Annotated in this window: 19 protein-coding genes and 1 pseudogene; 10 read left to right on the top strand and 10 right to left on the bottom strand. The window is 67.2% G+C overall.

The features are described 5' to 3' along the window. A pseudogene (locus ASG86_RS20445) lies at positions 1 to 140 on the top strand (integrase core domain-containing protein); the annotation flags it as partial. 144 nt (positions 141 to 284) lie between these two features. Here ASG86_RS20445 and ASG86_RS05515 read toward each other — a convergent pair. The 8 genes from ASG86_RS05515 to ASG86_RS05480 all read right to left on the bottom strand — a co-directional run bounded on the left by ASG86_RS05515 (position 285) and on the right by ASG86_RS05480 (position 8,594). Further along, positions 285 to 1,295: an NAD(P)/FAD-dependent oxidoreductase gene (locus ASG86_RS05515; protein ID WP_235565106.1), complete on the bottom strand. Its 1,011-nt coding sequence runs from the start codon at positions 1,293 to 1,295 to the stop codon at positions 285 to 287. Positions 1,296 to 1,355: 60 nt separating this feature from the next. Further along, complete coding sequence (locus tag ASG86_RS05510) at positions 1,356 to 1,685, bottom strand: GNAT family N-acetyltransferase (protein WP_056331362.1); 330 nt, start codon at positions 1,683 to 1,685, stop codon at positions 1,356 to 1,358. Between the two features lie 15 nt (positions 1,686 to 1,700). Further along, the gene (locus ASG86_RS05505) at positions 1,701 to 3,041 is read right to left on the bottom strand and encodes an acyltransferase family protein (protein ID WP_056331360.1); all 1,341 of its coding nucleotides are present in this window, start codon (positions 3,039 to 3,041) and stop codon (positions 1,701 to 1,703) included. A gap of 89 nt (positions 3,042 to 3,130) precedes the next feature. Beyond that, positions 3,131 to 3,535, bottom strand: a complete 405-nt coding sequence (locus ASG86_RS05500) for a DUF1304 domain-containing protein (protein ID WP_056331358.1) — start codon at positions 3,533 to 3,535, stop codon at positions 3,131 to 3,133. Between the two features lie 149 nt (positions 3,536 to 3,684). Beyond that, positions 3,685 to 4,548 carry a class II fructose-bisphosphate aldolase gene (locus tag ASG86_RS05495; protein WP_056331356.1) on the bottom strand — a complete coding sequence of 288 codons (864 nt, stop codon included), beginning with the start codon at positions 4,546 to 4,548 and terminating at the stop codon, positions 3,685 to 3,687. Further along, a complete protein-coding gene (locus tag ASG86_RS05490; protein WP_056331354.1) occupies positions 4,548 to 6,014 on the bottom strand; it encodes a GntP family transporter in 1,467 nt (488 codons plus the stop codon). The genes ASG86_RS05495 and ASG86_RS05490 overlap by 1 nt, the downstream gene beginning before the upstream one ends. A 169-nt stretch (positions 6,015 to 6,183) precedes the next feature. After that, positions 6,184 to 7,083 (bottom strand): NAD(P)-dependent oxidoreductase, encoded by a 900-nt coding sequence (locus ASG86_RS05485; RefSeq protein ID WP_056331352.1) that lies wholly within the window; start codon positions 7,081 to 7,083, stop codon positions 6,184 to 6,186. Positions 7,084 to 7,109: 26 nt separating this feature from the next. Continuing rightward, the gene (locus ASG86_RS05480) at positions 7,110 to 8,594 is read right to left on the bottom strand and encodes a four-carbon acid sugar kinase family protein (RefSeq protein WP_056331350.1); all 1,485 of its coding nucleotides are present in this window, start codon (positions 8,592 to 8,594) and stop codon (positions 7,110 to 7,112) included. Positions 8,595 to 8,768: 174 nt separating this feature from the next. On the opposite strand from ASG86_RS05480, the gene ASG86_RS05475 reads away from it, so the two are divergent. Beyond that, positions 8,769 to 9,473: a FadR/GntR family transcriptional regulator gene (locus tag ASG86_RS05475; protein WP_056331349.1), complete on the top strand. Its 705-nt coding sequence runs from the start codon at positions 8,769 to 8,771 to the stop codon at positions 9,471 to 9,473. A gap of 94 nt (positions 9,474 to 9,567) precedes the next feature. Then, positions 9,568 to 9,783: a dodecin gene (locus ASG86_RS05470; RefSeq protein ID WP_056331348.1), complete on the top strand. Its 216-nt coding sequence runs from the start codon at positions 9,568 to 9,570 to the stop codon at positions 9,781 to 9,783. Positions 9,784 to 9,852: 69 nt separating this feature from the next. Here ASG86_RS05470 and ASG86_RS05465 read toward each other — a convergent pair whose 3' ends face one another. Both ASG86_RS05465 and ASG86_RS05460 read right to left on the bottom strand, forming a co-directional pair. After that, on the bottom strand, positions 9,853 to 10,059 hold the full coding sequence (locus ASG86_RS05465) for a hypothetical protein (RefSeq protein ID WP_056331347.1): 207 nt from the start codon (positions 10,057 to 10,059) through the stop codon (positions 9,853 to 9,855). A gap of 139 nt (positions 10,060 to 10,198) precedes the next feature. Further along, positions 10,199 to 11,098 (bottom strand): helix-turn-helix domain-containing protein, encoded by a 900-nt coding sequence (locus tag ASG86_RS05460; protein ID WP_056331384.1) that lies wholly within the window; start codon positions 11,096 to 11,098, stop codon positions 10,199 to 10,201. Positions 11,099 to 11,309: 211 nt separating this feature from the next. On the opposite strand from ASG86_RS05460, the gene ASG86_RS05455 reads away from it, so the two are divergent. From ASG86_RS05455 to ASG86_RS05425, 7 genes are all read left to right on the top strand, one after another. Further along, positions 11,310 to 12,143, top strand: a complete 834-nt coding sequence (locus ASG86_RS05455; protein ID WP_056331345.1) for an aldo/keto reductase — start codon at positions 11,310 to 11,312, stop codon at positions 12,141 to 12,143. A 48-nt stretch (positions 12,144 to 12,191) separates the two neighbouring features. After that, the gene (locus ASG86_RS05450; RefSeq protein WP_056331343.1) at positions 12,192 to 13,163 is read left to right on the top strand and encodes an aldo/keto reductase; all 972 of its coding nucleotides are present in this window, start codon (positions 12,192 to 12,194) and stop codon (positions 13,161 to 13,163) included. Next, positions 13,157 to 14,179: an NAD-dependent epimerase/dehydratase family protein gene (locus ASG86_RS05445; protein ID WP_056331341.1), complete on the top strand. Its 1,023-nt coding sequence runs from the start codon at positions 13,157 to 13,159 to the stop codon at positions 14,177 to 14,179. Before ASG86_RS05450 ends, ASG86_RS05445 begins: the two co-directional genes overlap by 7 nt. Before the next feature lie 70 nt (positions 14,180 to 14,249). Beyond that, positions 14,250 to 14,957 carry a TetR/AcrR family transcriptional regulator gene (locus tag ASG86_RS05440; protein ID WP_056331339.1) on the top strand — a complete coding sequence of 236 codons (708 nt, stop codon included), beginning with the start codon at positions 14,250 to 14,252 and terminating at the stop codon, positions 14,955 to 14,957. 118 nt (positions 14,958 to 15,075) lie between these two features. Next, positions 15,076 to 16,332, top strand: a complete 1,257-nt coding sequence (locus ASG86_RS05435) for an acyl-CoA dehydrogenase family protein (protein WP_056331337.1) — start codon at positions 15,076 to 15,078, stop codon at positions 16,330 to 16,332. A gap of 48 nt (positions 16,333 to 16,380) precedes the next feature. Next, positions 16,381 to 17,577: an acetyl-CoA C-acetyltransferase gene (locus ASG86_RS05430; RefSeq protein WP_056331335.1), complete on the top strand. Its 1,197-nt coding sequence runs from the start codon at positions 16,381 to 16,383 to the stop codon at positions 17,575 to 17,577. A 23-nt stretch (positions 17,578 to 17,600) separates the two neighbouring features. Beyond that, positions 17,601 to 19,157 carry a long-chain-fatty-acid--CoA ligase gene (locus tag ASG86_RS05425; protein ID WP_056331382.1) on the top strand — a complete coding sequence of 519 codons (1,557 nt, stop codon included), beginning with the start codon at positions 17,601 to 17,603 and terminating at the stop codon, positions 19,155 to 19,157. Positions 19,158 to 19,399 lie beyond the last annotated feature (242 nt).

Genomic DNA, 19,399 nt, shown 5'->3' with positions numbered 1-19,399 from the left:
CCTACGCCCGCCCCTACAAAAGCGAAACCGAACGGGCACAGGCCTTCCTAGCTTGGCTCCACCACTACAATCACCATCGAGGCCACACAGCACTCAGAGGTCAGGCACCCGCCAGCCGCGTCACCAACCTCCGTGGGTAATACAGCTAGGCAGCTTTCAGCCGGCTCAGCAGGCCCTCGTTCACTGGGCGGCCGTTGAACCAACTTACCGCTCTTCCCGGTAGCCAGGGCCGGCGCCAACAGGCGCTGGCCAACCACGCCAGCCCCGGACTTTCGGCCACGCCGCTACTGCCTTGAAGGTACGCGTGCCGCCTCGACCGCCCGGCGAGTGTCGGCCAAGACCAGGTCCGCGTTGATGGCCTCCGCCGCCCGAAGCCCCGCTGCGGCCGCCGTCATGACCTGGGCGGAAACATCCGTGGCATTGCCCGCGGCCCACACTCCCGGGCATGACGTCCTGCCGCTTTCGTCGGTCTCCAGGCGGCTGCCCGGACCATCCTGCAGGGCGGCCGGTTCCAGTCCCAGCCGTTGAAGCATGTTGGCTTTACTCGTGGTGGCGGGACTGACCACCAGGACATCCAGGGGCACCGTCTCACCGGCGTCAAGGGCGGCCCCGGCCAGCCGGTCGTCCCGGACCTCCAGCGCCCGGACCTTGCCCTCCACCACGTGGACAGACCGGGCAGCGAGTTGTTCCTCCTGGCCCTGGGTGAGTTCCAGGGCATCGTTGAGCAGGAGCGTCACGTCCGGGCTCCACTGCCGGAACGTCAGGGCCTGCCTCACGGAGTGGGAATCGGCCGCCAGGACTCCGATTCGTTGGTTCTGGACCTCCCAACCGTGGCAGTAGGGGCAATACAGCACGTCCCGTCCCCAGCGGTCGGCGACGCCAGGAAGCTCCGGCAGCTCATCCATGATTCCTGAGGCGATCAACAGGCGCCTGGCAACCCGGTTGGAGCCGTCATCCAGGGTCAGGACGAACCGGTCCCCGTCCCGGCTGGCCGTCCGGACAAACCCGGAGGACATTGTCCCGCCGTAACGGGCCAGTTCTTCCCTGCCTGCTGCGAGAAGGTCCCGGGGACGCATGCCCTCCCTGCTGAGGAAGCCGTGGACACTTTCCGCCCCCAGGTTCCGCTGCTCGCCGCCGTCGATCACCACCACCGAACGCAACGCCCGCGCCAAGGCGGTCCCCGCGCTTAGACCCGCCGGTCCCCCGCCAATGACCGCTACGTCGAAAATGGTGTCCTGGTTTCCCGCCACATTGCCCTTCCCGGCCAGCTGCACATGCCTTTTCCACACGCGCACGTATGCAGGCTGTACCCGGTGCGGGCCGGGGAATAACCGCAGGACGATGCCAGGATGGGGTCAGCGCTCCGGCCAGTCCACGAACTGGCCGTAGCCCTCATGCTTGCGGAGGTAGCTGGAAATAAACGGGCAGTGCGGGATGATCCGCTTTCCCGTGGCCACCACATCGTCCAAGGCAAAATGCGCCAGGACCTTGCCCAGGCCCTGGCCTTCAAAATCGTCACCGGTCTCGGTGTGCGTGAAATCGATGTGCCCGGGAAGGTCGCGGAAGAAGGCCTGGACAGCCAGTCTGCCATCCACCAGGAGCTCATACCGTTGCTGTTCGTCATTGCGCAGCAGCGAGACATTAGCGGTGAACGTGTCCTCAGCGGACGTGGTGTTCTCGGTCATGGTTCGACACTGGCACTACTTCACGCCGCTGGCAATGCCCCTTCGCCACATCTTCCCCGGCCACCGCCGCCGGCCCCTGCGCACAGCACCGCGCCGCGGGAGCGGCAGGCCGCCCAGCATGAGGATCGCCACGGAAAAACACACAACTCCGGCTGCCAGCAGCCCCACCGACAGGCCGCTGAGCGCGGCGTCCGCCACCGGGAGGAAAACCACCACGACGGCGGTACCCGCCACGGCGGGCCTGCAGCGGAAGGCCTGGAGCGCCGTCGGCCGTTCCTCCAGGCGGCCAAAGGCTGCGGCCACCGGCAGGAGCAGCAGGACCAGCGCAAGGACCACCAGCGGCCGGGACCACCACCATTCAGCGGTTCCGGACGACGGTTTGGGGATTGGTGCCAGGAGCAGCAAGCCGGACATGGCCGCCAGCAGCGGCAGGTGCCACAGGTAGACCGTCAGGGACCTGGCGCCGGCCACCTGCAGGAACCGGTTGATCCAGCGGATGCCGGCCAGCGGCGCCAGGACCGGCCGCGCCAGTTCCATCACAGCCAACTGGGAAACGCCCAGGAGCACCAGGGTCAGGTTGGGCGGGTTGAGGTTGACCAGCATGTTGCCGCGGTACAGGCCAAGCCCGGTCACGAGCCCCAGCAGCAGATGTGCCGCCACCACGATGCCCAGCAGGCCGGAGCGGGAGAGCCGGGAAAGATGCCCGTCCGCAGCAAGGAAACCCAGTTGCTGGACTGCGCACCACACAAAGACCAGGTTGGCGTTGGCAAGGTCCGGCACGGCACCCCGGAGACAGTCCACGGCAACCACCAGGCCAACCAGCAGGCCGAGGGTCAGCCAAGGGGCGCGGTCATGGAGCGCCGCCAGGACCGGAATGTTCAGTTGCGCCGCGAGGTAAGCCGCAAGGAACCACAGTGGCATGCCCGCCCCGGTTGCCACGAGCTGGACCACCTGCCGGTCCACTCCGAGCGCTGCAGCCACGGACAGGCCGGCCACCATGGCTGCCAGCAGCGCCGTGGCCGGGCGGGCCAGGCGCAGGAGCCGCGCGCGGATGAACTGGGCCGCTGTCCCGCCGCCCGCCTTGAGACGGCGCCAGGACTGCAGGCCGGTGATACCGCCGGTGACGAAGAACAGGGGCATGACCATGAAGATCCAGATGACGGGTTCGAACCAGTCCTGTTCGGCCAGGGTGTTCTCGGTGGTCACGGTGCCGTCAGGGTGCAGGACCGGGCTGACCATCGTGGAGTGGCCCACCACCACCAGGACCAGGCAGATGAAACGGACAAGGTCGATCGCCGGATCACGGCTTTCCGTGTCCGCCCCGGTTCCTGCCGCCCGCGTGCCGGTGCTTCGCATGGGGACCTACAAAGGCTCGACGCTGCCCATGGCACCATTGTGCCCCCGGCGCGGGCGTGGATTAAGGACTTTGCCGGTTGCGGATCTTCCTACCGCAGTATTGCCAGCAGTCCCAGCACGACGGCGATCAGGGGCGTGGTGCCCTGGGTGATGGCGGCACGGAGGTACTTTCGTCCGGTGAAGGCCAGGACGGCGGCCGCCAGCAGCATGGAGCCGCAGCAGCTGAAAATGAGGGTCCAGCCTGCAACCGCCTGGGCGGACCCGGCCCCGCCCACCGCGACGAGCCCTGCGCCGATGAAAGCACCGACGGCCAGGAACAGGTTGTAGAAGCCCTGGTTGTAGGCCAGGGACCGGGTGGTTTCGGCATCGGACTGGGAGGCAACCCCAAAGCGCTTCCAGGTGGCGGGCCGGGTCCAGGTAAGCGACTCCATAATGAAGATGAAGACGTGCAGCGCGCCGGCAAGGAAGGCAAAAAGAAGGGAGGCCAGGGTCATTGCTTGATCCTAGCCTCCGGGAAATGCATAAAAGCTGTGGAACGCCGTCAACGGGAAGGAGGCCAGGACCGGCTGCTTGATCCTGGCCTCCCGTTTGTGAGGCTTCTGTGCGGCTTCCGGGCCCGCTTCCCGTGGTGTTTCCTGAGACCTTAACGCGCCAGCGTGGCCAGCGTGGCGGCGGCAAACCCCTTGGCGGAGTGGTTCCAGGTGGCCAGCAAGCCCTGCAGGTTCTCGCCATCCGCGCGGTGGCCTGGAAGCTGGTCCTGGAGGGTGACCAGCACCCCGGTCCGCAGTTCCGTATTGAAGTTGACCTTGCCAACGTTCATGGCCGCGGCTTTGACGAGTTCCGCTGCGGGGATGCCGGAGGCACCGTGCAGGACCAGCGGAATGTGCACCCGCGCCGCAATGTCCTGCAGCACGTCCCAGCGCAGCCGCGGCTCGCCCTTGTACTTGCCGTGGACGTTGCCCACGGCCACTGCCAGCAGTTCTGCGCCGGTGCGGGACACGAAGTCCTCCACCTGCGCCGAGTCCGTCAGGCCGGCCAGGTCCGTGCCCGACTGGCCGGCCGGCTGGTCGGCGGAAAAGGCACGGTCCTCGTCCCCTGCCAGGCCACCCAGTTCGGCTTCCAGCACCACGTCGGCGCCCAGCAGTGCCCTGGCCGCCTGGACCAGTTCGATGTTCTCCTCGTAAGGGAGCGAGGAACCGTCGGCCAGGACGGAATCAGCCCCTGCCTCCACGGCGGCGGCCATGACGTTGAGGTCGGATGCGTGGTCGAGCTGCACCGCGACGGGCACGGTGGCAGCATCGGCGAGCCCGCGCAGTGCCGCGATCAGCCGGAGGCCGTTGGCGCTGGCGGCGGTCTTGGGTGCCACCAGCAGGATCACGCCCCGGCCGGATTCCTCGGCAGCGCCCACCACGGCCAGCGCGGTGGTGAAGTCGTAGCAGGTGAAGGCGGGCACCGCGGACCCCTGCTGCAGGGCGGAGGTGACCAGGTGGTCCAGTCGCGTACGCATCAGGCGCCCAGGCCTCCCACCAGGATCCAGGCCACGAAGGTCAGCGCGAAGCCGGCCAGGCCCAGGACGGTGGTCAGGACGGTCCAGGTCTTCAGGCCGTCGGAAACGGTGAGCCCGTAGTAGCGGACCACAACCCAGAAGCCGGCGTCCGTCACATGGGACAGGCCCAGTGCGCCGAAGCCGATGGCGATGACGATCACGGCAATCTGCGCGGGGCTGTAGCCGCCGCCGCTGACCGCTGCGGAGAGCAGGCCGGTGGTGGTCACAATGGCCACGGTGGCCGAGCCCTGGGCAGCGCGCAGTGCCAGGGAGATGATGAAGCCAAGGAGCAGCAGGGGCACGCCGAGCGTGTCCAGGGTCTTGGAGAGCGCGGAACCGATGCCGGAGACCTGCAGGACGTTGCCGAACACGCCGCCGGCAGCCACCACCATCAGGATGGAGGCGATGGGAGGCAGCGAGCCTTCGAAGATTTCGCCGGTTTCCCTGAAGGACCATCCGCGGCGGACGGCCAGCAGGAAGAAGGACAGTGCCACGGCCACCAGGAGGGCCAGGAAGGGGTTGCCGACGAAGGCTGCGAGGCCGTACAGCGGGTGGGACTTGGGGAGGATGAGGGTGCCGGCGGTACCCAGGAGGATCTGCACGATGGGTGCGGCGATCAGGAAGATGATCAGGCCCGGCCGCGGCGGTGCGATGGCGGCGGCGCCGGGTCCGTCATGGCCTACCTTGACCAGTGAGTCGGAGCCGAACTCCTCCACCTGGGTCTTTACGGCGGGCAGCAGCTCATATTCCTTGCGGTTCATGATCGAGGCGACCCAGTAGGACAGGAAGCCCAGCGGGATGCAGATCAGCAGGGAAATCAGGGCGATGAGTCCAATGTCGGCACCCAGCACGCCGGCGCCTGCAACGATTCCGGGGTGCGGAGGGACGGCCACGTGGATGGCGAGCATGATGCCGGCCATGGGCAGGCCGAACTTGATCGGGTGGACCTTGGCGATCTTGGCGAAGGCGTACACGATGGGCACCAGCACGATGATGCCGACCTCGAAGAAGACGGGGATGGCCACCAGGAAGCCGACGGCGGTGAGCGCCACGGCCACGCGCCTGGCCCCGAGTTTGCGGGTGAAGTGGTCCGCGAGGGACTGGACGCCGCCGGACACCTCGATCATCCGGCCCAGCACGGCGCCGAGCGCAATCAGGATGGCCACCTTGCCCATGGTGCTGCCCACGCCGCCGGACACCACGGTGAAGATGTCCTGCAGCGGAATGGTGGCAGCCACGGCCACCAGGATGCTGACGGTGAGCAGCGCCACGAAGGCCTGGATCTTGAAGCGGATGATCATCACCAGCAGGATGGCAATGCCCACCGCTGCGATGGTGAGCAGGACCGGGGTGCCCAGCTCAACGGCAGGTTTGATGGCCGGGGCGTCGGCCGCCCGCTGTATCAGCGGACTAATCAGGTGGTTCACGGGGAGGTGTCTCCTTTGACGTGCCGGTCCCGGGGCAGGACGGCATCAGGGAATGGTGAGGGGTGGAACAAACGTTGGGGAACGGAGCCGGCAACGCTGGAAGGTACGACGACGGCGGAGGGGGGACCGCCGTCGTCGCACCGGTTGGGGGTGGCCTGCTTGGCGGTGGTTACTTGGTGCGCTTTGTGGGCGCGACCACCTTGATGACGGCGGAGTCATCGGCGGCGGCGAGGCCCTGGGCCTGGCCCAGGAGGTAGAGCTGCTCGGCGGCGGCGGCAACGGGGGCTGCCAGGCCGGCGGCGCGGGCGGCCTTGCCTACGATGCCCATGTCCTTGACGAAGATGTCCAGGCGGGAGAGCACCTCGGCGCCTTCCTCGTCGTAGGCCTCCAGGATGCGGGGGCCGCGGTTGGAGAGCATGAAGGAACCTGCCGCGCCGGCTTCCAGGGCGGCAAGGGTCTTGGCCTGGTCCAGCCCCAGCGCGTCGGCCAGGGCCAGGGCCTCTGCCGCGGCGGCGATGTGGACGCCGCACAACAGCTGGTTGACGGTCTTCAGGGCCTGGCCGTCGCCGGGGTTGTCGCCCACCACAGTCAGGGTGGAAGCCAGGAGCTCCAGGGCGGGGGCCGCCTTTTCGCGCGCTTCCGGGGAAGCGCCGACGACGATCAGCAGGTCACCTTCGCCGGCGCGCTTGGGGCCGCCGGACAGCGGGGCGTCCACCAGGTCCACGCCGTATTCAGCCAGCTTGGCCACGGTGGCGGGAATGGCGTCAGTGCCCACGGTGCTGCCCAGGATGACGACGGCGCCCGGCTCGAGAACCGGGGCCACGCCGTTCTCGCCGAACAGGACGTCGTTGAGCTGCTCGCCGTTGCGGACCGCCAGGAGGACGGCGTTGGCGCCCTTGGCGGCTTCGCGTGCCGTGGTGAAGGTGGCGATGCCGGCTTCCCGGGCAAGTTCCAGGCGCGGCTCGGCAATGTCGAAGCCGTGGACGGTCAGCTGGGATGCCAGGCGGGTGGCCATGGGCAGGCCCATGGCGCCAAGGCCCAGGACGGTGACGGTGTAGTTGCTGGTCATGGTGTTCTCCGTTGAATGCTGGGTGATCAGAAAGTCGTGCTGAGCTTGCGGGTGACCTGGGCCAGGGAGTCGTCGTCGCCAACGTTGCCGGCGAACACGATGTACGGGATGCCCTTGGCGGGTCCGTCCACTGGTTCCCAGAGGCTGACGATGCCCGGCAGCATGGGACCGCGGACAATCGCGTGGCGGATTTCCAGGCCGTGGGCTGCCACGTCGGAGGAGGTGATGCCGCCCTTGGCGATGACGAACCGCGGCGGGAAGGTCTTCAGGGTCCGGTTGACCACGTCCACGACGGCGGCAGACACGGTCCGTGCGATCCGCAGGCTTTCGGCGGGGTCGTCCGTTTTGATGAGGAGGCGGCTGGTGTGGACGATGACGTCGCCTCCGTGGAGGGCGTCGACGACGGCGTCCACCGTCTGGTCCAGGTGCGCCTTGGCGTCGGCCTCGTCAGCGAGGAGCTTCTCGACGTCGATCTCGATGATGCGCGCGGAGCTGTGCTCGGCGGTGAGGACGTTGAGCTGGCGGGTGGTGAGGCCAACGTGCGAGCCCACCACGATCAGGCCGCCCGCCTCCGACGGGGTGTTGCCGGCGTAGGCTTCTTCGGCGGTCAGGGCGGTGCGGATTTCCTGGCCGATGCGGCCGCGGACGAACGGCGGGCCAACCCGGTAGAGGAGTTTCTTGCCGCGGCGTTCCGCTTCATCAAGGCCCAATGCCAGAGCGCGGAAGTCGTTCTCGGTAACGATGTCGGCCACGATGGGCGTGGAGTCGGTGGCCGGTTCGATGGCGTCGGCAATGGCCTTGGCGGAGATGGCCGGATCCTGAGCGGAAGCCCCGGCCCGGATGATGTCCAGGTCCAGGACGATCACAGAGTCGGCGGGGAACCGGCCCTGGGATTTTTCTGCCACGTAGTCTGCCATGACGGAGGTGCTGAAACCGAAGGAAGCGTCCTTGGCGAACTCGGTCTCGGAGACGGGGACCAGGGCGCCCTGGGCATCGCCGGTGCCGCGCATGTAGTGCACGCCGCCGATGGTGAGGCGGCCGGCGTCGGGGAATGCCGGAACCAGGACCACGCCATCGGTCTTTTCCCCGCTGACCTCTGCAACCGTGGCTGCGATGACATCCGGTTCCAGCGGGAAGTGGCCGCGGAGCGTGGAGTCGCTGCGGCTGACGAAGCCCAGGCGGAGCTTCCCGGGTGATCCTGCGGCGGCCAGGGCGTTCCGGACCACTTCCTCATTGCGGGCGGCGGCCTCTGCGGGGTCCAGGCTGCGGGTGTTGGTGAGGACATAGACAGCCGGCTTGCCCTGGCCAAAGGCCCAGGCGAAGTCCGCCACGTCCCAGCGGGTGAGCACGGGCAGGTCTGCCACTGACTGCGTGCCGGTGGGGTCGTCGTCGAGCACTACCAGGACACGGGGAACCTCCGCGTTGGAAGCGGCCATCGCGCCGGCAACCAGCCCGGCGGGGATCTCCAAGTCAGCCGGATAGGCGGCCAGAACGTCTGCTTCAAGCGTCACAGTGCACTCCGTTGTGTATGGATCCGGGCGTGCGGATCCTGATGTGTAGATAACTGTAAGATGTCTGACATCTTGCATTTGAGAGTTAGTGTGGCACACGGCATACGGACGCGCAAGTAGACTTGTCTGACATATCCGCCGGGCGACGGCCTGGAACAGGGATCGGGGGCAACATTGGCAAGGAAGTCACTGGTAGGCGTAGTGGCCGACGAGTTGCTGGACCGCATCATCGAAGGCGAGTTCCCGCCCGGCTCCACCGTTCCGGGCGAGCATGAACTGAGTGCACGCCACGAGGTCAGCCGCATGACGGTCCGCGAAGCCATGAAGACGCTGCAGGCCCAGCGAATCCTGAGCGTTGAGCGCGGCCGGGGGACCTTCGTCAACCCGCTGAGCAGCTGGGCTTCGCTCGAAGCGGTGCTCCGGGCAGCGGCTGAGGGAAAGAACGACGCAGACGCCTCCATCCAGCTCATCGAGCTCCGCCGGATGCTGGAAACGGGGGCCTGTGAGCTTGCCGCCGGGCGGATCGCGGAGGAGGACATCGAAGCCCTCTTCAATTACGTCGCGGCGATGAAGGCAGCGCACAGCATCAACGACGTCGCAGCTTTCGTGGAGGCGGACCTGGCTTTCCATGACGTCATCCTGCGTGCATCCGGGAACGTCTTCGTTTCGGTCCTGTTCGAGCCTCTGCACCGCGTGCTGGAAAAGCGCAGGGCTGAGACTTCTGCCGTTCCGGCAATCCAGGAGCACGCCATCGGCCATCACCAGAACATTGCCGAGGCCCTGGAGTCCCGCGACGCCGCGCGGGCGCGCCAGGCCATGGACGAGCACATGCAGCAAACCCTCGACGACCTTAAGCAGCTGGTACTCGAAACCAAGTAGGCGTGTGGACTGGGTCTGTTCAACGCTCGTGCAGTCCCACTAGGCTTCAGGGACGGCCCGCAACCGGGAGCAACGATGATCACGAGGAGCGAAGTTGTCCAACCACACGTACAGCATTTCTGAAATTGTCGGCACCTCCACCCAGGGCGTGGATGACGCCGTGCGCAACGGCATTGCCAAGGCATCCCAGACCCTGCGCAACCTCGACTGGTTCGAGGTCAAGGAGGTCCGCGGCCACCTGGAGGACGGGAAGATTGCGGACTGGCAGGTCACCATCAAGATCGGCTTCCGCTTGGAAGAGCAGGGCTAAGCCAGCTAAAGAAACAGGTCGTGAAGCCTTGGCTTCACGACCTGTTTTTTGTTTGGAGGGCTGTTTGCCCTAGTTGGCCGTACCCGGGCTGCGCCGGCGCCACACGGTGGGGACGCCGTCGAACGCGGGGAAGACGTGCCCTTCGAAGAAGGAAAGGACCGTATGCGGATCGAGGTCCGGGCTCCAGAGGCCGGAAGCCGGGCAGTGCGAGCCGGTGGCGGTGGAGGCGGCGCCGGCTGACGCCTGGCGCTCCTTCAGCAGGGCGATGCGTTTCATCGTTGAGACCATCCTGGTGATTAAGACTGGGCAGGGAAAACGTGTACTCCCACCCTAGGAATTGCCTGGTCAGGGGCCAATGGGCGGCTGGCCAGAATCAACGCCCTTCGCTGGACGAATGTACAGAAGCAGGGCATCGTCAGCCTGCTTCGGCCCCTTCGGCGGCCGCGCTGGCACTGCGCTCCAGGCCGGCGTCCGGCACCGCGCCGAGGCTGCCCAGCAGGGCAAGGGCGTCCGACGACGGCGATCCCGGCCGCGCGGAGTACACCCTCAGCGTCTGGTCCGGGTCCTCCGGCAGGACGAGGTTTTCAAAGTTCAGTTCCAGGTCCCCTACGGCGGGATGGTGCAGCCGGACGGTGCCGGCCGACCGGGTGGCCACCCGGTGCCCTGCCCACCATTGGCGGAAATGTTCACTGTGGACCGCGAGCTCACCCACCAGGTGGTTGGCCTGTGGATCATTGGGGTGCCGCCCCACGTCCAGCCGGAGGGATCCCGCAGCTTCCGCGGCCACCGTCTTCCAGTCCCTGAACAGTTCCCGGGCCGCTGGATCCAGGATGGTCCAGCGGGTGAAGTTCCGCTCCGCGGGCGGCAGCGCCGGGAAATCAGCGAACAGCAGGAAGGCCATCCGGTTCCCTGCCAGGACGTCGCTTCGCCGGCCCAGCACCATGGCGGGCACCTCCCCCACCGCGTCAAGGAGCTGGCGCAATGCAGGGCGGACCCCCTGTGCAGTGTTGGCGCCCGGGTCCCGGGGAGCTCCGGCGCAGTTCTCCAGCAGGTCCAGCATGTGCGCGTGTTCACTGCTGTCCAGCCGCAGCGCCCGGGCCACAGCATCCAGCACGGTCCGCGAGGGGTGGATGTTCCGCCCTTGCTCAAGCCGGACGTAGTAATCGGTGCTGACTCCGGCAAGCCGCGCCACTTCCTCCCGGCGCAGCCCCGGAACCCTGCGGGCCCCCGTGCTGGGACCTGTTCCGGCGACGTCCGGGCTCAAGCGCGACCGCATGGCCTTGAGGAATTTTCCAAACTCTGCGCTTTGACCCATGGGAACCATTCTGCCTGCCCTGAGTGTCCTGCTCTACAACGAAGGTAGGACTGGCAGTCCTAGGAAAAGCAGGAACAGCCTTGGCTGCTGACTTGGTGGTGAAAAGTGCATAGGCTCAGGAATGAGCCGGTGGAAACCGCTTTCTGGCCATGGCCGAGCCCGCAGGCGGCCAGCCCCGATATCCAGCACCACACCTTCCAAGGAGCACACCATGTCAGAGCTGACACCGAACCTGACCCTGAACAATGGCGTCACCATCCCGCAGCTTGGCTTCGGCGTTTTCCAGGTCCCGCCGGAAGAGACCCAGCGGACCGTGGAGGACGCCCTGGAAGCCGGCTACCGCCACATTGACACCGCCGCGGCCTACCGCAACGAGGCAGGCGTGGGGGCAGCACTGGCCGCCACCGGAATAGCACGCGAGGAAATCTTCATCACCACCAAGCTCCGGAACGGCGAGCAGGGCCGCGCGCAGGAAGCATTCCAGAACAGCCGCAAGGCCCTGGGCCTGGACTTCATCGACCTCTACCTCATCCACTGGCCGGTCCCCTCGCAGGGGCTCTTCGTCCAGGCCTGGAAGGAGATGGAGCGGCTGTACGAGAACAAGGAAATCCGCGCCATTGGCGTCTCCAACTTCCTCTCCGACCACCTGGACACGCTGCTGGAATCGGCTGAAACCGTACCCGCCGTCAACCAGATCGAGCTGCACCCCAGCTACCAGCAGGCGGACCTCGCAGCGAAATGCCGGAACCTGGGCATCGCCGTGGAGGCCTACAGCCCGCTGGGGCAGGGCGGGGACCTGAACGGAAACGCCGTCACCTCAATCGCCAACGCCCACAACGCCACCACCGCCCAGGTGGTGCTGGCCTGGCACCTTGCCACCGGAAACATCGTCATCCCCAAGTCGGCCAACCCGGACCGGATCCGGGAAAACTTCGCAGCCTCGTCCCTGAAGCTTTCCCAGGACGAACTTGCCGCCATCACCGCACTGGAGTCCGGCGCGCGCATCGGGTCCGATCCCGCCGTCGCTGCCTTCACCCAGATGTAGCCTCCGGCTACCGAGCCGCCGGAAAGCCCACCACCGAAAGGATTTCCAATGCAGTACACCCATCTGGGCCGCTCCGGCCTGAAAGTCTCCCGGCTCTGCCTGGGCACCATGAACTTCGGGCCGCAGACTGAGGAAGCGGACGCCCACAGCATCATGGACTCCGCACATGAGGCCGGCATCAACTTCTTCGACACCGCCAACGTGTACGGCGGCGTGGACCACCGCGGCTGGACCGAGGAAATCATTGGGCGCTGGTTCGCCAAGGGCGGCGAGCGCCGCGAACACACGGTGCTGGCCACCAAGCTCTACGGCACCATGACGGACCGGCCCAATGAATCCAAGCTCTCGGCACTGAACATCCGCCGCGCACTGGACGCCAGCCTCAAGCGGCTGCAGACCGACTACATCGACGTGTACCAGTTCCACCACATCGACAGGGATACGCCCTGGGACGAGATCTGGCAGGCCATCGAAGTTGCGGTACAGCAGGGCAAGATCCTGTACTCGGGCAGCAGCAACTTTGCGGGCTGGCACATTGCCCAGGCCCAGGAGGCGGCCCGCCGGCGGAACTACACCGGTCTGGTCAGCGAGCAGTCCATCTACAACCTGTTCATGCGCCAGGTGGAGCTGGAAGTCATCCCGGCGGCCCAGCAGTACGGCCTTGGCCTGATCCCCTGGTCGCCGCTGCAGGGCGGGCTGCTGGGCGGTGTGCTGAAGAAGGAACGTGAAGGCGTGCGGCGCACCGAAGGCCGCGCCGCTGAGACGCTGAAGAAGCACGAGGACCAGATCCGCCAGTATGAGGACTTCGCCGACGAACTGGGCCACGAGCCCGGCGACGTTGCCCTGGCCTGGCTCCTGCACCAGCCCGCCGTGACCGCCCCGATCGTGGGTCCGCGCACGCAGGAACAGCTGGACGCCGCCCTCCGTGCACTGGACGTCTCCCTCGATGACGACGCGCTCAAGCGGCTCGACGACATCTTCCCGGGACACCGCACCGCACCGGAGGACTACGCGTGGTAACCCCACCCGCAGGCGATAGCGTGGCGCCCCGGAGCATCCTCTTCATCGGCGGCACCGGGGTCATCAGCGCGGCGGCGGCCGAACGCGCCGTCGCGCTGGGCCACCGGCTGACCATCCTGAACCGGGGCCAGTCCACCAGGCCCATCCCGGAAGGCGCGGAAGTGCTGCACGCGGACGTCCGGGATGCGGCGTCGGTGCGGGAGGTCCTGGACGGCAGGGAGTTCGACGCCGTTGCGGACTTCATCTCCTACACTCCGGACCAGGCGCAAACAAGCATGGAGCTCTTCCGGGAGCGGACCGGGCAGTTCGTCTTCATCAGTTCCGCCTCCGCCTACCAGAAGCCGCCCACCAGGCTTCCCATCCGGGAGTCGACCCCCCTGAAGAATCCGTTCTGGCAGTACTCCCGGGACAAGATCGCGTGCGAGGAGCTGCTGTTCCGGGCCTACCGGGAGCAGGACTTTCCCCTGACCGTCATCCGCCCGTCGCACACTTATGACCGCACCAAGATTGCCATGGTGGGCGGCTGGACGGACATCCACCGCATGCGCAACGGTCTTCCGGTCATGGTCCACGGCGACGGCACCTCGCTGTGGACCCTGACCCACAGCAGGGACTTCGCCAAGGCATTCGTCGGCGTGCTGGGAAGGCCGCAGGCGGTGGGCGAGAGCTACACCATCACCTCCGACGAGTACCTGCCCTGGAACCAGATCTACGGGCTCTTCGCCCGGGCAGCCGGGGTCCGCGAGCCGGAACTGGTGCACGTGGCATCCGAGACCATCGCCGCCCACGACCAGGAACTGGGCTCCAACCTCCTGGGCGACAGGTCCCATTCAGTGGTCTTTGACAACACCAAGATCAAGTCCCTGGTCCCGGGCTACACCGCCACCATCCCGTTCGCGGACGGCGCCAGGGAAATCGTCGAGTGGTATGACAGCCACCCGGAGGTGCAGCAGGTGAACGAGGCCTACATGCAACTCTCGGACAAGCTCACCAGCTGGTCCCGCCAGGGAGCCTGAGCAGGTAGCGCCGGCCTGTCGCAGCAAGCGGCGGACCGGCGCTACCTGACGGCTGTGCTAATTTCGGCGCATGACGTTGCCCCCTTCCGAACAGCCCGCCGATAAGCCTGTGGCCGCCGCCATCGGGCTCCTGGCCAGGCAGGGTTTCGATGCAACATCCGTTGAGGAGCTGGCCGAAGCCTCGGGCATGAGCCGCAGCACGTTCTTCCGGCGGTTCGGGTCAAAGGAGGACGTGGTCTTCGCCGACCATGAACGGATCCTGCGCCAGGTGAATGACCGGCTTGCTGGATCCAGGCTGGAGCCCCTGGCGGCAGTTGCGGACGCAGCACTGCTGGTCTTCGACCACCACCTGCGGAACCGCGAAACGTCCCTGGCCCGGTACGGGCTGCTGCAGGCCGTGCCGGCCCTTCGGGACCGCGAACTGGTCACGTCCCACCGGTACGAGCGGGCCTTCCTGCAGTACCTCAATGACAAGCTGCCCCAGGACGGGCCGGGCGGGTACAAGGCCGTGGCTTTCGCCGCAGCCGTGGTGGCTGTGCATAACGCCTTCCTGCGGCAGTGGCTGCGGGCGCCCGGCGCCGGGGAAGGCGGGGACAGAGACCGGAAAAGGGCTGCCGCCCTCGCAGCCGAACTCCGGGCCCTGGCGGAAACGTTCCGGCCCGCGCTCCTTGGTGCCGCCGCCACCGCGCAACCTGCGCCGACCGTCGTCGTGACCGTCCTCCCGGGCCAGGCAGGCAGGGAGGCGATCGCCCAAGCCGTTTTGGACGCCCTGCCCTAGCCTGCCATCGGGTTTGATACTCAGTTTCTTGACGTGGAACTGCGTTTCAATGCATCCTTAGTCGGTGTGGCGGAAGCCACATCAGTTCCACCGCCGCTGACTTAGAGGATGCAAACAAATGACGACGACGTCGCCCACCCGGATGCCGGCCCGCACCGAAAGCAGTGCGCGCTTTCCTGCCGGCACCGTGGAGCCGGACTACTTCCTGACCGAGGCCCTCGGCACCGACCCCGCGTCCGTCCTGACCGGCATCAGCGATGAGGACCGCACGTACTGGGACCGCGCCCGCCGCTTCGTCCAGGACGAGGTCCTCCCGGTTATTGACGGCTACTGGGAGCGTGGCGAGTACCCGCTGCATCTGCTCCGGCGCCTTGGCGAACTGGACCTGCTGCGCGATGGCGTGCCGGTGGACGGTTACGCTCCGATGAGCAGCATGGCCGCCGGGCTGGTGAACATGGAAATCAGCCGTGGCGACGGCTCGGTGGCAACCATGATCGCGGTCCAGGGCGGCCTGGCCCTGCGCTCCGTGGCGGAATGCGGATCCGCTGAGCAGCGGGAGCGCTGGCTGCCCGCGATCGCCGGCGGCACCGAGTACGCGGCCTTCGCCCTGACGGAGCCCACCCACGGCTCAGACTCGGTGGCCCTGGAAAGCACGGCAACCCGTACTGACGGCGGCTACCTGCTGAACGGCGAAAAGAAATGGATCGGCAACGGCTCCGTTGGCGGCGTCAGCATTGTGTGGGCGCGGGGCGACGACGGCCAGGTCCACGGCTACCTGGTTCCGCAGGACTCCCCCGGCTACACCGCCACCAGGATCGAGGGCAAACTGGCCCTGCGCGCCATCTGGCAGGCCCACATCCGGCTGGAGGATGTCTTTGTCCCGGAAGCAAACGTCCTCCCGGGCGCCCGAACCTTCAAGGACACCGCCCGTGTCCTGCTGGCGACGCGACTGGGGGTGGCCTGGTCCGCCGTCGGCCATGCCACCGCCTGCTACGAAACCGCCGTCCAGTACGCCAGGCAGCGCAAGCAGTTCGGCCGGCCCCTGGCCGCCTCCCAGATCGTCCAGGAACGGCTGGCCCGCATGCTCAGCGAACTGGCCACCATGCAACTGATGGTGGTGCAGATGACCCGGCTCGATGAAGCCGGAATGCTTGCCCCGGAGCAGGCGTCGCTGGCCAAGTACACCTGCACCCGGACCGCCCGCAGCATTGCGTCCAATGGGCGCGACCTGCTGGGTGGCAACGGCATCCTGCTGGAGAACCGTGTGGCCCGGCACCTGGCCGACATCGAAGCCATCCACACCTATGAAGGCACCGAGACCATGCAGGCCCTGATCATCGGCCGGGGCATCACCGGCATGTCCGCCTTCGCCTGAAACCTACCGCCCGGCTTCCGCCGCCCGTCATCACTGAAAGGACTGTTCTTGAACCAGAACGCCAACATCCCCGTCATCCTGGGCGGCGCCCGCACCCCGTTCGGCCGGTTCCGCGGCGGCCTTACGCCCTTCTCCTCCAGCCAGCTCGGCGCCCATGCAATCCGGGCGGCCCTGGAACGGACCGGCGTTGCGCCGGAACAAATCGGTGCCGTCATCGTGGGGCAGGTCATCCAGGCCGGCGCCGGGCAAGGGCCCGCACGCCAGGCCAGCCTGGCCGCCGGCATCGGCTGGGATGTCCCCACCATCACCATCAACAAGCTCTGCCTGTCCGGGCTGACTGCTGTGATCGACGCCGCCCGGATGATCCGCACCGGGGAAGCGGATTTCATTGTCGCCGCCGGCCAGGAGTCGATGACCAACGCACCGCACCTGGTCCCCGGGCTTCGCGCCGGCGTCGTCATCGGCGATGCTCCCATGCTGGACTCCCTGAACCACGACGGACTCCAGGACCCGGTGAGCGGCAAGCTGATGGGCGAGGCCACGGACGCCGGGAACGCCCAGCGCGGGATCAGCCGGGCCGAACAGGATGCGGTGGCGGCCCGCTCGCACCAGCGCGCCGAGGCAGCCCGGGCGTCCGGGGTGCTGGCCGAGGAGATCGCGCCGATTCAGGTGCCGCAGCGCAAGGGCGCGGCCGTGACCATTGAGCACGACGAGGGCATCCGCCCGGAAACCACGGCCGAATCCCTGGCGCAGCTCCGGCCGGCATTCTCCAAGGAGGAGACGGCCACCATCACCGCCGGCTCGGCGTCGCCCCTTTCCGACGGCGCGGCGGCGCTGGTCATCGCGAGCAAGGCGGCGGCCGAAGCGGCAGGGCTGGAGTGGATCGCCGAGATCGGCGCCCACGGGCAGACGGCGGGACCGGACGGATCCCTCCATTCCCAGCCGGCCCGTGCCATCGAGCGCGCGCTGAAGGACCAGGGGCTCACGGCGCAGGACCTGGACCTGGTGGAAATCAACGAAGCGTTCGCCTCTGTCCTCATCCAGTCCGCCAACGACCTGGGCATCGATACAGAAGCCGTGAACGCCGACGGCGGCGCCATTGCCCTGGGGCACCCCGTGGGCGCCTCGGGCGCACGCCTGGTGCTGCACCAGGCACTCGCGCTGAAACGCCGCGGCGGCGGCACCGGCGTCGTGGCCCTCTGCGGGGGCGGCGGCCAAGGCGACGCCCTCATCCTCACAGCATGACCATCCCAACGAAGAAGCAGGCCATGACCAACAACCCCTCCGCTGACGGCTTCGCCACCATCTCCGTCGCAGCCGTCCTGGCCGAATCAGCCAAAAGGACTCCAAACAGCATCGCCCTCGTGGTGGGTGAGGACCAGGTCAGCTACGCCGACCTCTGGGACCAGACCCGCGCTTATGCCGGGGCGCTGCGGGCCCGCGGCATTGGTCCGGGAGACGCCGTCGCCGTCCTGATCCCCAACGTCCCGGACTTCGCCCGGGTGTATTACGCCATCCTGTCGCTCGGCGCCATCGTGGTCCCCGTGCATGCCCTGCTGAAGGCCCGCGAAATCGAATACGTCCTGCAGGACAGCGGCGCCAGGCTGCTGGTCTGCGCCGCTCCCCTGCTTCCGGAGGGGGCTGCCGGCGCTGCGGCCAACGGAACCGACGTCCTGACGGTAATGGCTCCCGACGACGGCGGGTTGCCCCGGCTCGAAGCGGAAGCAGCCGCCGCCGAACCCATCCGGACGTATGAACCGTGCCGCCCCTCGGATACGGCCACCATCCTGTACACCTCGGGCACCACCGGTAAACCGAAGGGCGCACTGGGCACGCACTTCGCCCTGGTGGAACAGACCAGCGTGCTGCTGACCAGCGTGATGGACTTCCGGCCCGGCGACGTCCTGTTCGGCGGCCTGCCGCTCTTCCACACCTTTGGCCAGACCGTGGTCCTCAATACGGGCCTGCGTGCCGGAGCCACCATCGTCCTGATGCCGCGCTTCAGCGGCGAGGAGGCGCTGAAGCTGCTGGCGCGGCACAACGTCAACATCTTCCTTGGGGTACCCACCATGTATGTGGCGCTCCTTGAAGCCGCCAAGACCGTGGCGGACCGTCCGACGGCCCTGCGGTACGGCATCTCCGGCGGGGCATCCCTGCCCCTGGCCGTCATGGACAGGTTCCGGGACGTCTTCGGCGTGGAGATCCACGAAGGCTACGGCCTGACCGAGACCTCCCCGGTGGCCTCCTTCAACCACGTGGGCACGGCGCCGCGGCCCGGCACCATTGGGGTCCCCATCTGGGGCGTGGACATCGAGATCGCCCGCCCGGAGACGGTGGAGGCCATCGAGCTGTTGCCCAACGGTGAGCTCGGTGAGCTGGTCATCCGCGGGCACTTGCTGATGAAGGGGTACCTCAACCGGCCGGAGGCCACCGCGGAGGCGGTGGTGGACGGCTGGTTCCGGACCGGGGACCTTGGAACAAAGGACGACGACGGCTACCTCACCATCGTGGACCGCAAGAAGGACATGATCATCCGGAACGGCTACAACGTCTACCCCCGGGAAGTGGAGGAAGTCCTGCTGACCCACCCGGCTGTGGTGAGTGCCGCCGTCTACGGCATCCCCGACGAGGTCCACGGGCAGGAAATCGCAGCCGCGATCGTGCTGGATCCCGGCGCAACCGTCAGCGAAAGCGAGTTGATGGACTTCGCCAGCAGCCAGCTCGCGGCCTACAAGTACCCGAGGGTGGTCAGGATCCTTTCCGAACTACCGCTCGGTCCCAGTGGAAAGATCCTGAAGCGCAAGCTGGCCGGCGACCCCGCCTAGGGTCGCCCGGCTTTAGCAAGACCGGTCAAGGCAAAGCCGCCCAGGGCAGGGCCGGCGCTCGGGGCAGGACACCGCAGCGATGTCCGCCAATGCCCGCCAAGCATGCTTGGCGGGCATCGGCTTGCCGCTTTTACAACGTTCTAAATACCCTGCCTGAGCAAGGAAAACAAGGCTTGCCTTGACCGCTCCCCCCGGCCTAGATTGCTGGGGAAGCGTTTTCCGGTCTCAAAATTGAAAGGATT

It is taken from the genome of Arthrobacter sp. Soil764 (assembly GCF_001428075.1).
Taxonomy (GTDB): Bacteria; Actinomycetota; Actinomycetes; order Actinomycetales; family Micrococcaceae; genus Arthrobacter.
This window is presented reverse-complemented; position numbering and strand designations above follow the sequence as displayed.

What these genes read in the sequence shown, in the direction of transcription:
- ASG86_RS05510 (WP_056331362.1), bottom strand. Translation starts at nt 1,685, where the DNA reads ATGACCGAGAACACCACGTCCGCTGAGGACACGTTCACCGCTAATGTC.
- ASG86_RS05505 (WP_056331360.1), bottom strand. Translation starts at nt 3,041, where the DNA reads ATGCGAAGCACCGGCACGCGGGCGGCAGGAACCGGGGCGGACACGGAA.
- ASG86_RS05500 (WP_056331358.1), bottom strand. Translation starts at nt 3,535, where the DNA reads ATGACCCTGGCCTCCCTTCTTTTTGCCTTCCTTGCCGGCGCGCTGCAC.
- ASG86_RS05495 (WP_056331356.1), bottom strand. Translation starts at nt 4,548, where the DNA reads ATGCGTACGCGACTGGACCACCTGGTCACCTCCGCCCTGCAGCAGGGG.
- ASG86_RS05485 (WP_056331352.1), bottom strand. Translation starts at nt 7,083, where the DNA reads ATGACCAGCAACTACACCGTCACCGTCCTGGGCCTTGGCGCCATGGGC.
- ASG86_RS05465 (WP_056331347.1), bottom strand. Translation starts at nt 10,059, where the DNA reads ATGAAACGCATCGCCCTGCTGAAGGAGCGCCAGGCGTCAGCCGGCGCC.
- ASG86_RS05460 (WP_056331384.1), bottom strand. Translation starts at nt 11,098, where the DNA reads ATGGGTCAAAGCGCAGAGTTTGGAAAATTCCTCAAGGCCATGCGGTCG.
- ASG86_RS05455 (WP_056331345.1), top strand. Translation starts at nt 11,310, where the DNA reads ATGTCAGAGCTGACACCGAACCTGACCCTGAACAATGGCGTCACCATC.
- ASG86_RS05450 (WP_056331343.1), top strand. Translation starts at nt 12,192, where the DNA reads ATGCAGTACACCCATCTGGGCCGCTCCGGCCTGAAAGTCTCCCGGCTC.
- ASG86_RS05440 (WP_056331339.1), top strand. Translation starts at nt 14,250, where the DNA reads ATGACGTTGCCCCCTTCCGAACAGCCCGCCGATAAGCCTGTGGCCGCC.
- ASG86_RS05435 (WP_056331337.1), top strand. Translation starts at nt 15,076, where the DNA reads ATGACGACGACGTCGCCCACCCGGATGCCGGCCCGCACCGAAAGCAGT.
- ASG86_RS05425 (WP_056331382.1), top strand. Translation starts at nt 17,601, where the DNA reads ATGACCAACAACCCCTCCGCTGACGGCTTCGCCACCATCTCCGTCGCA.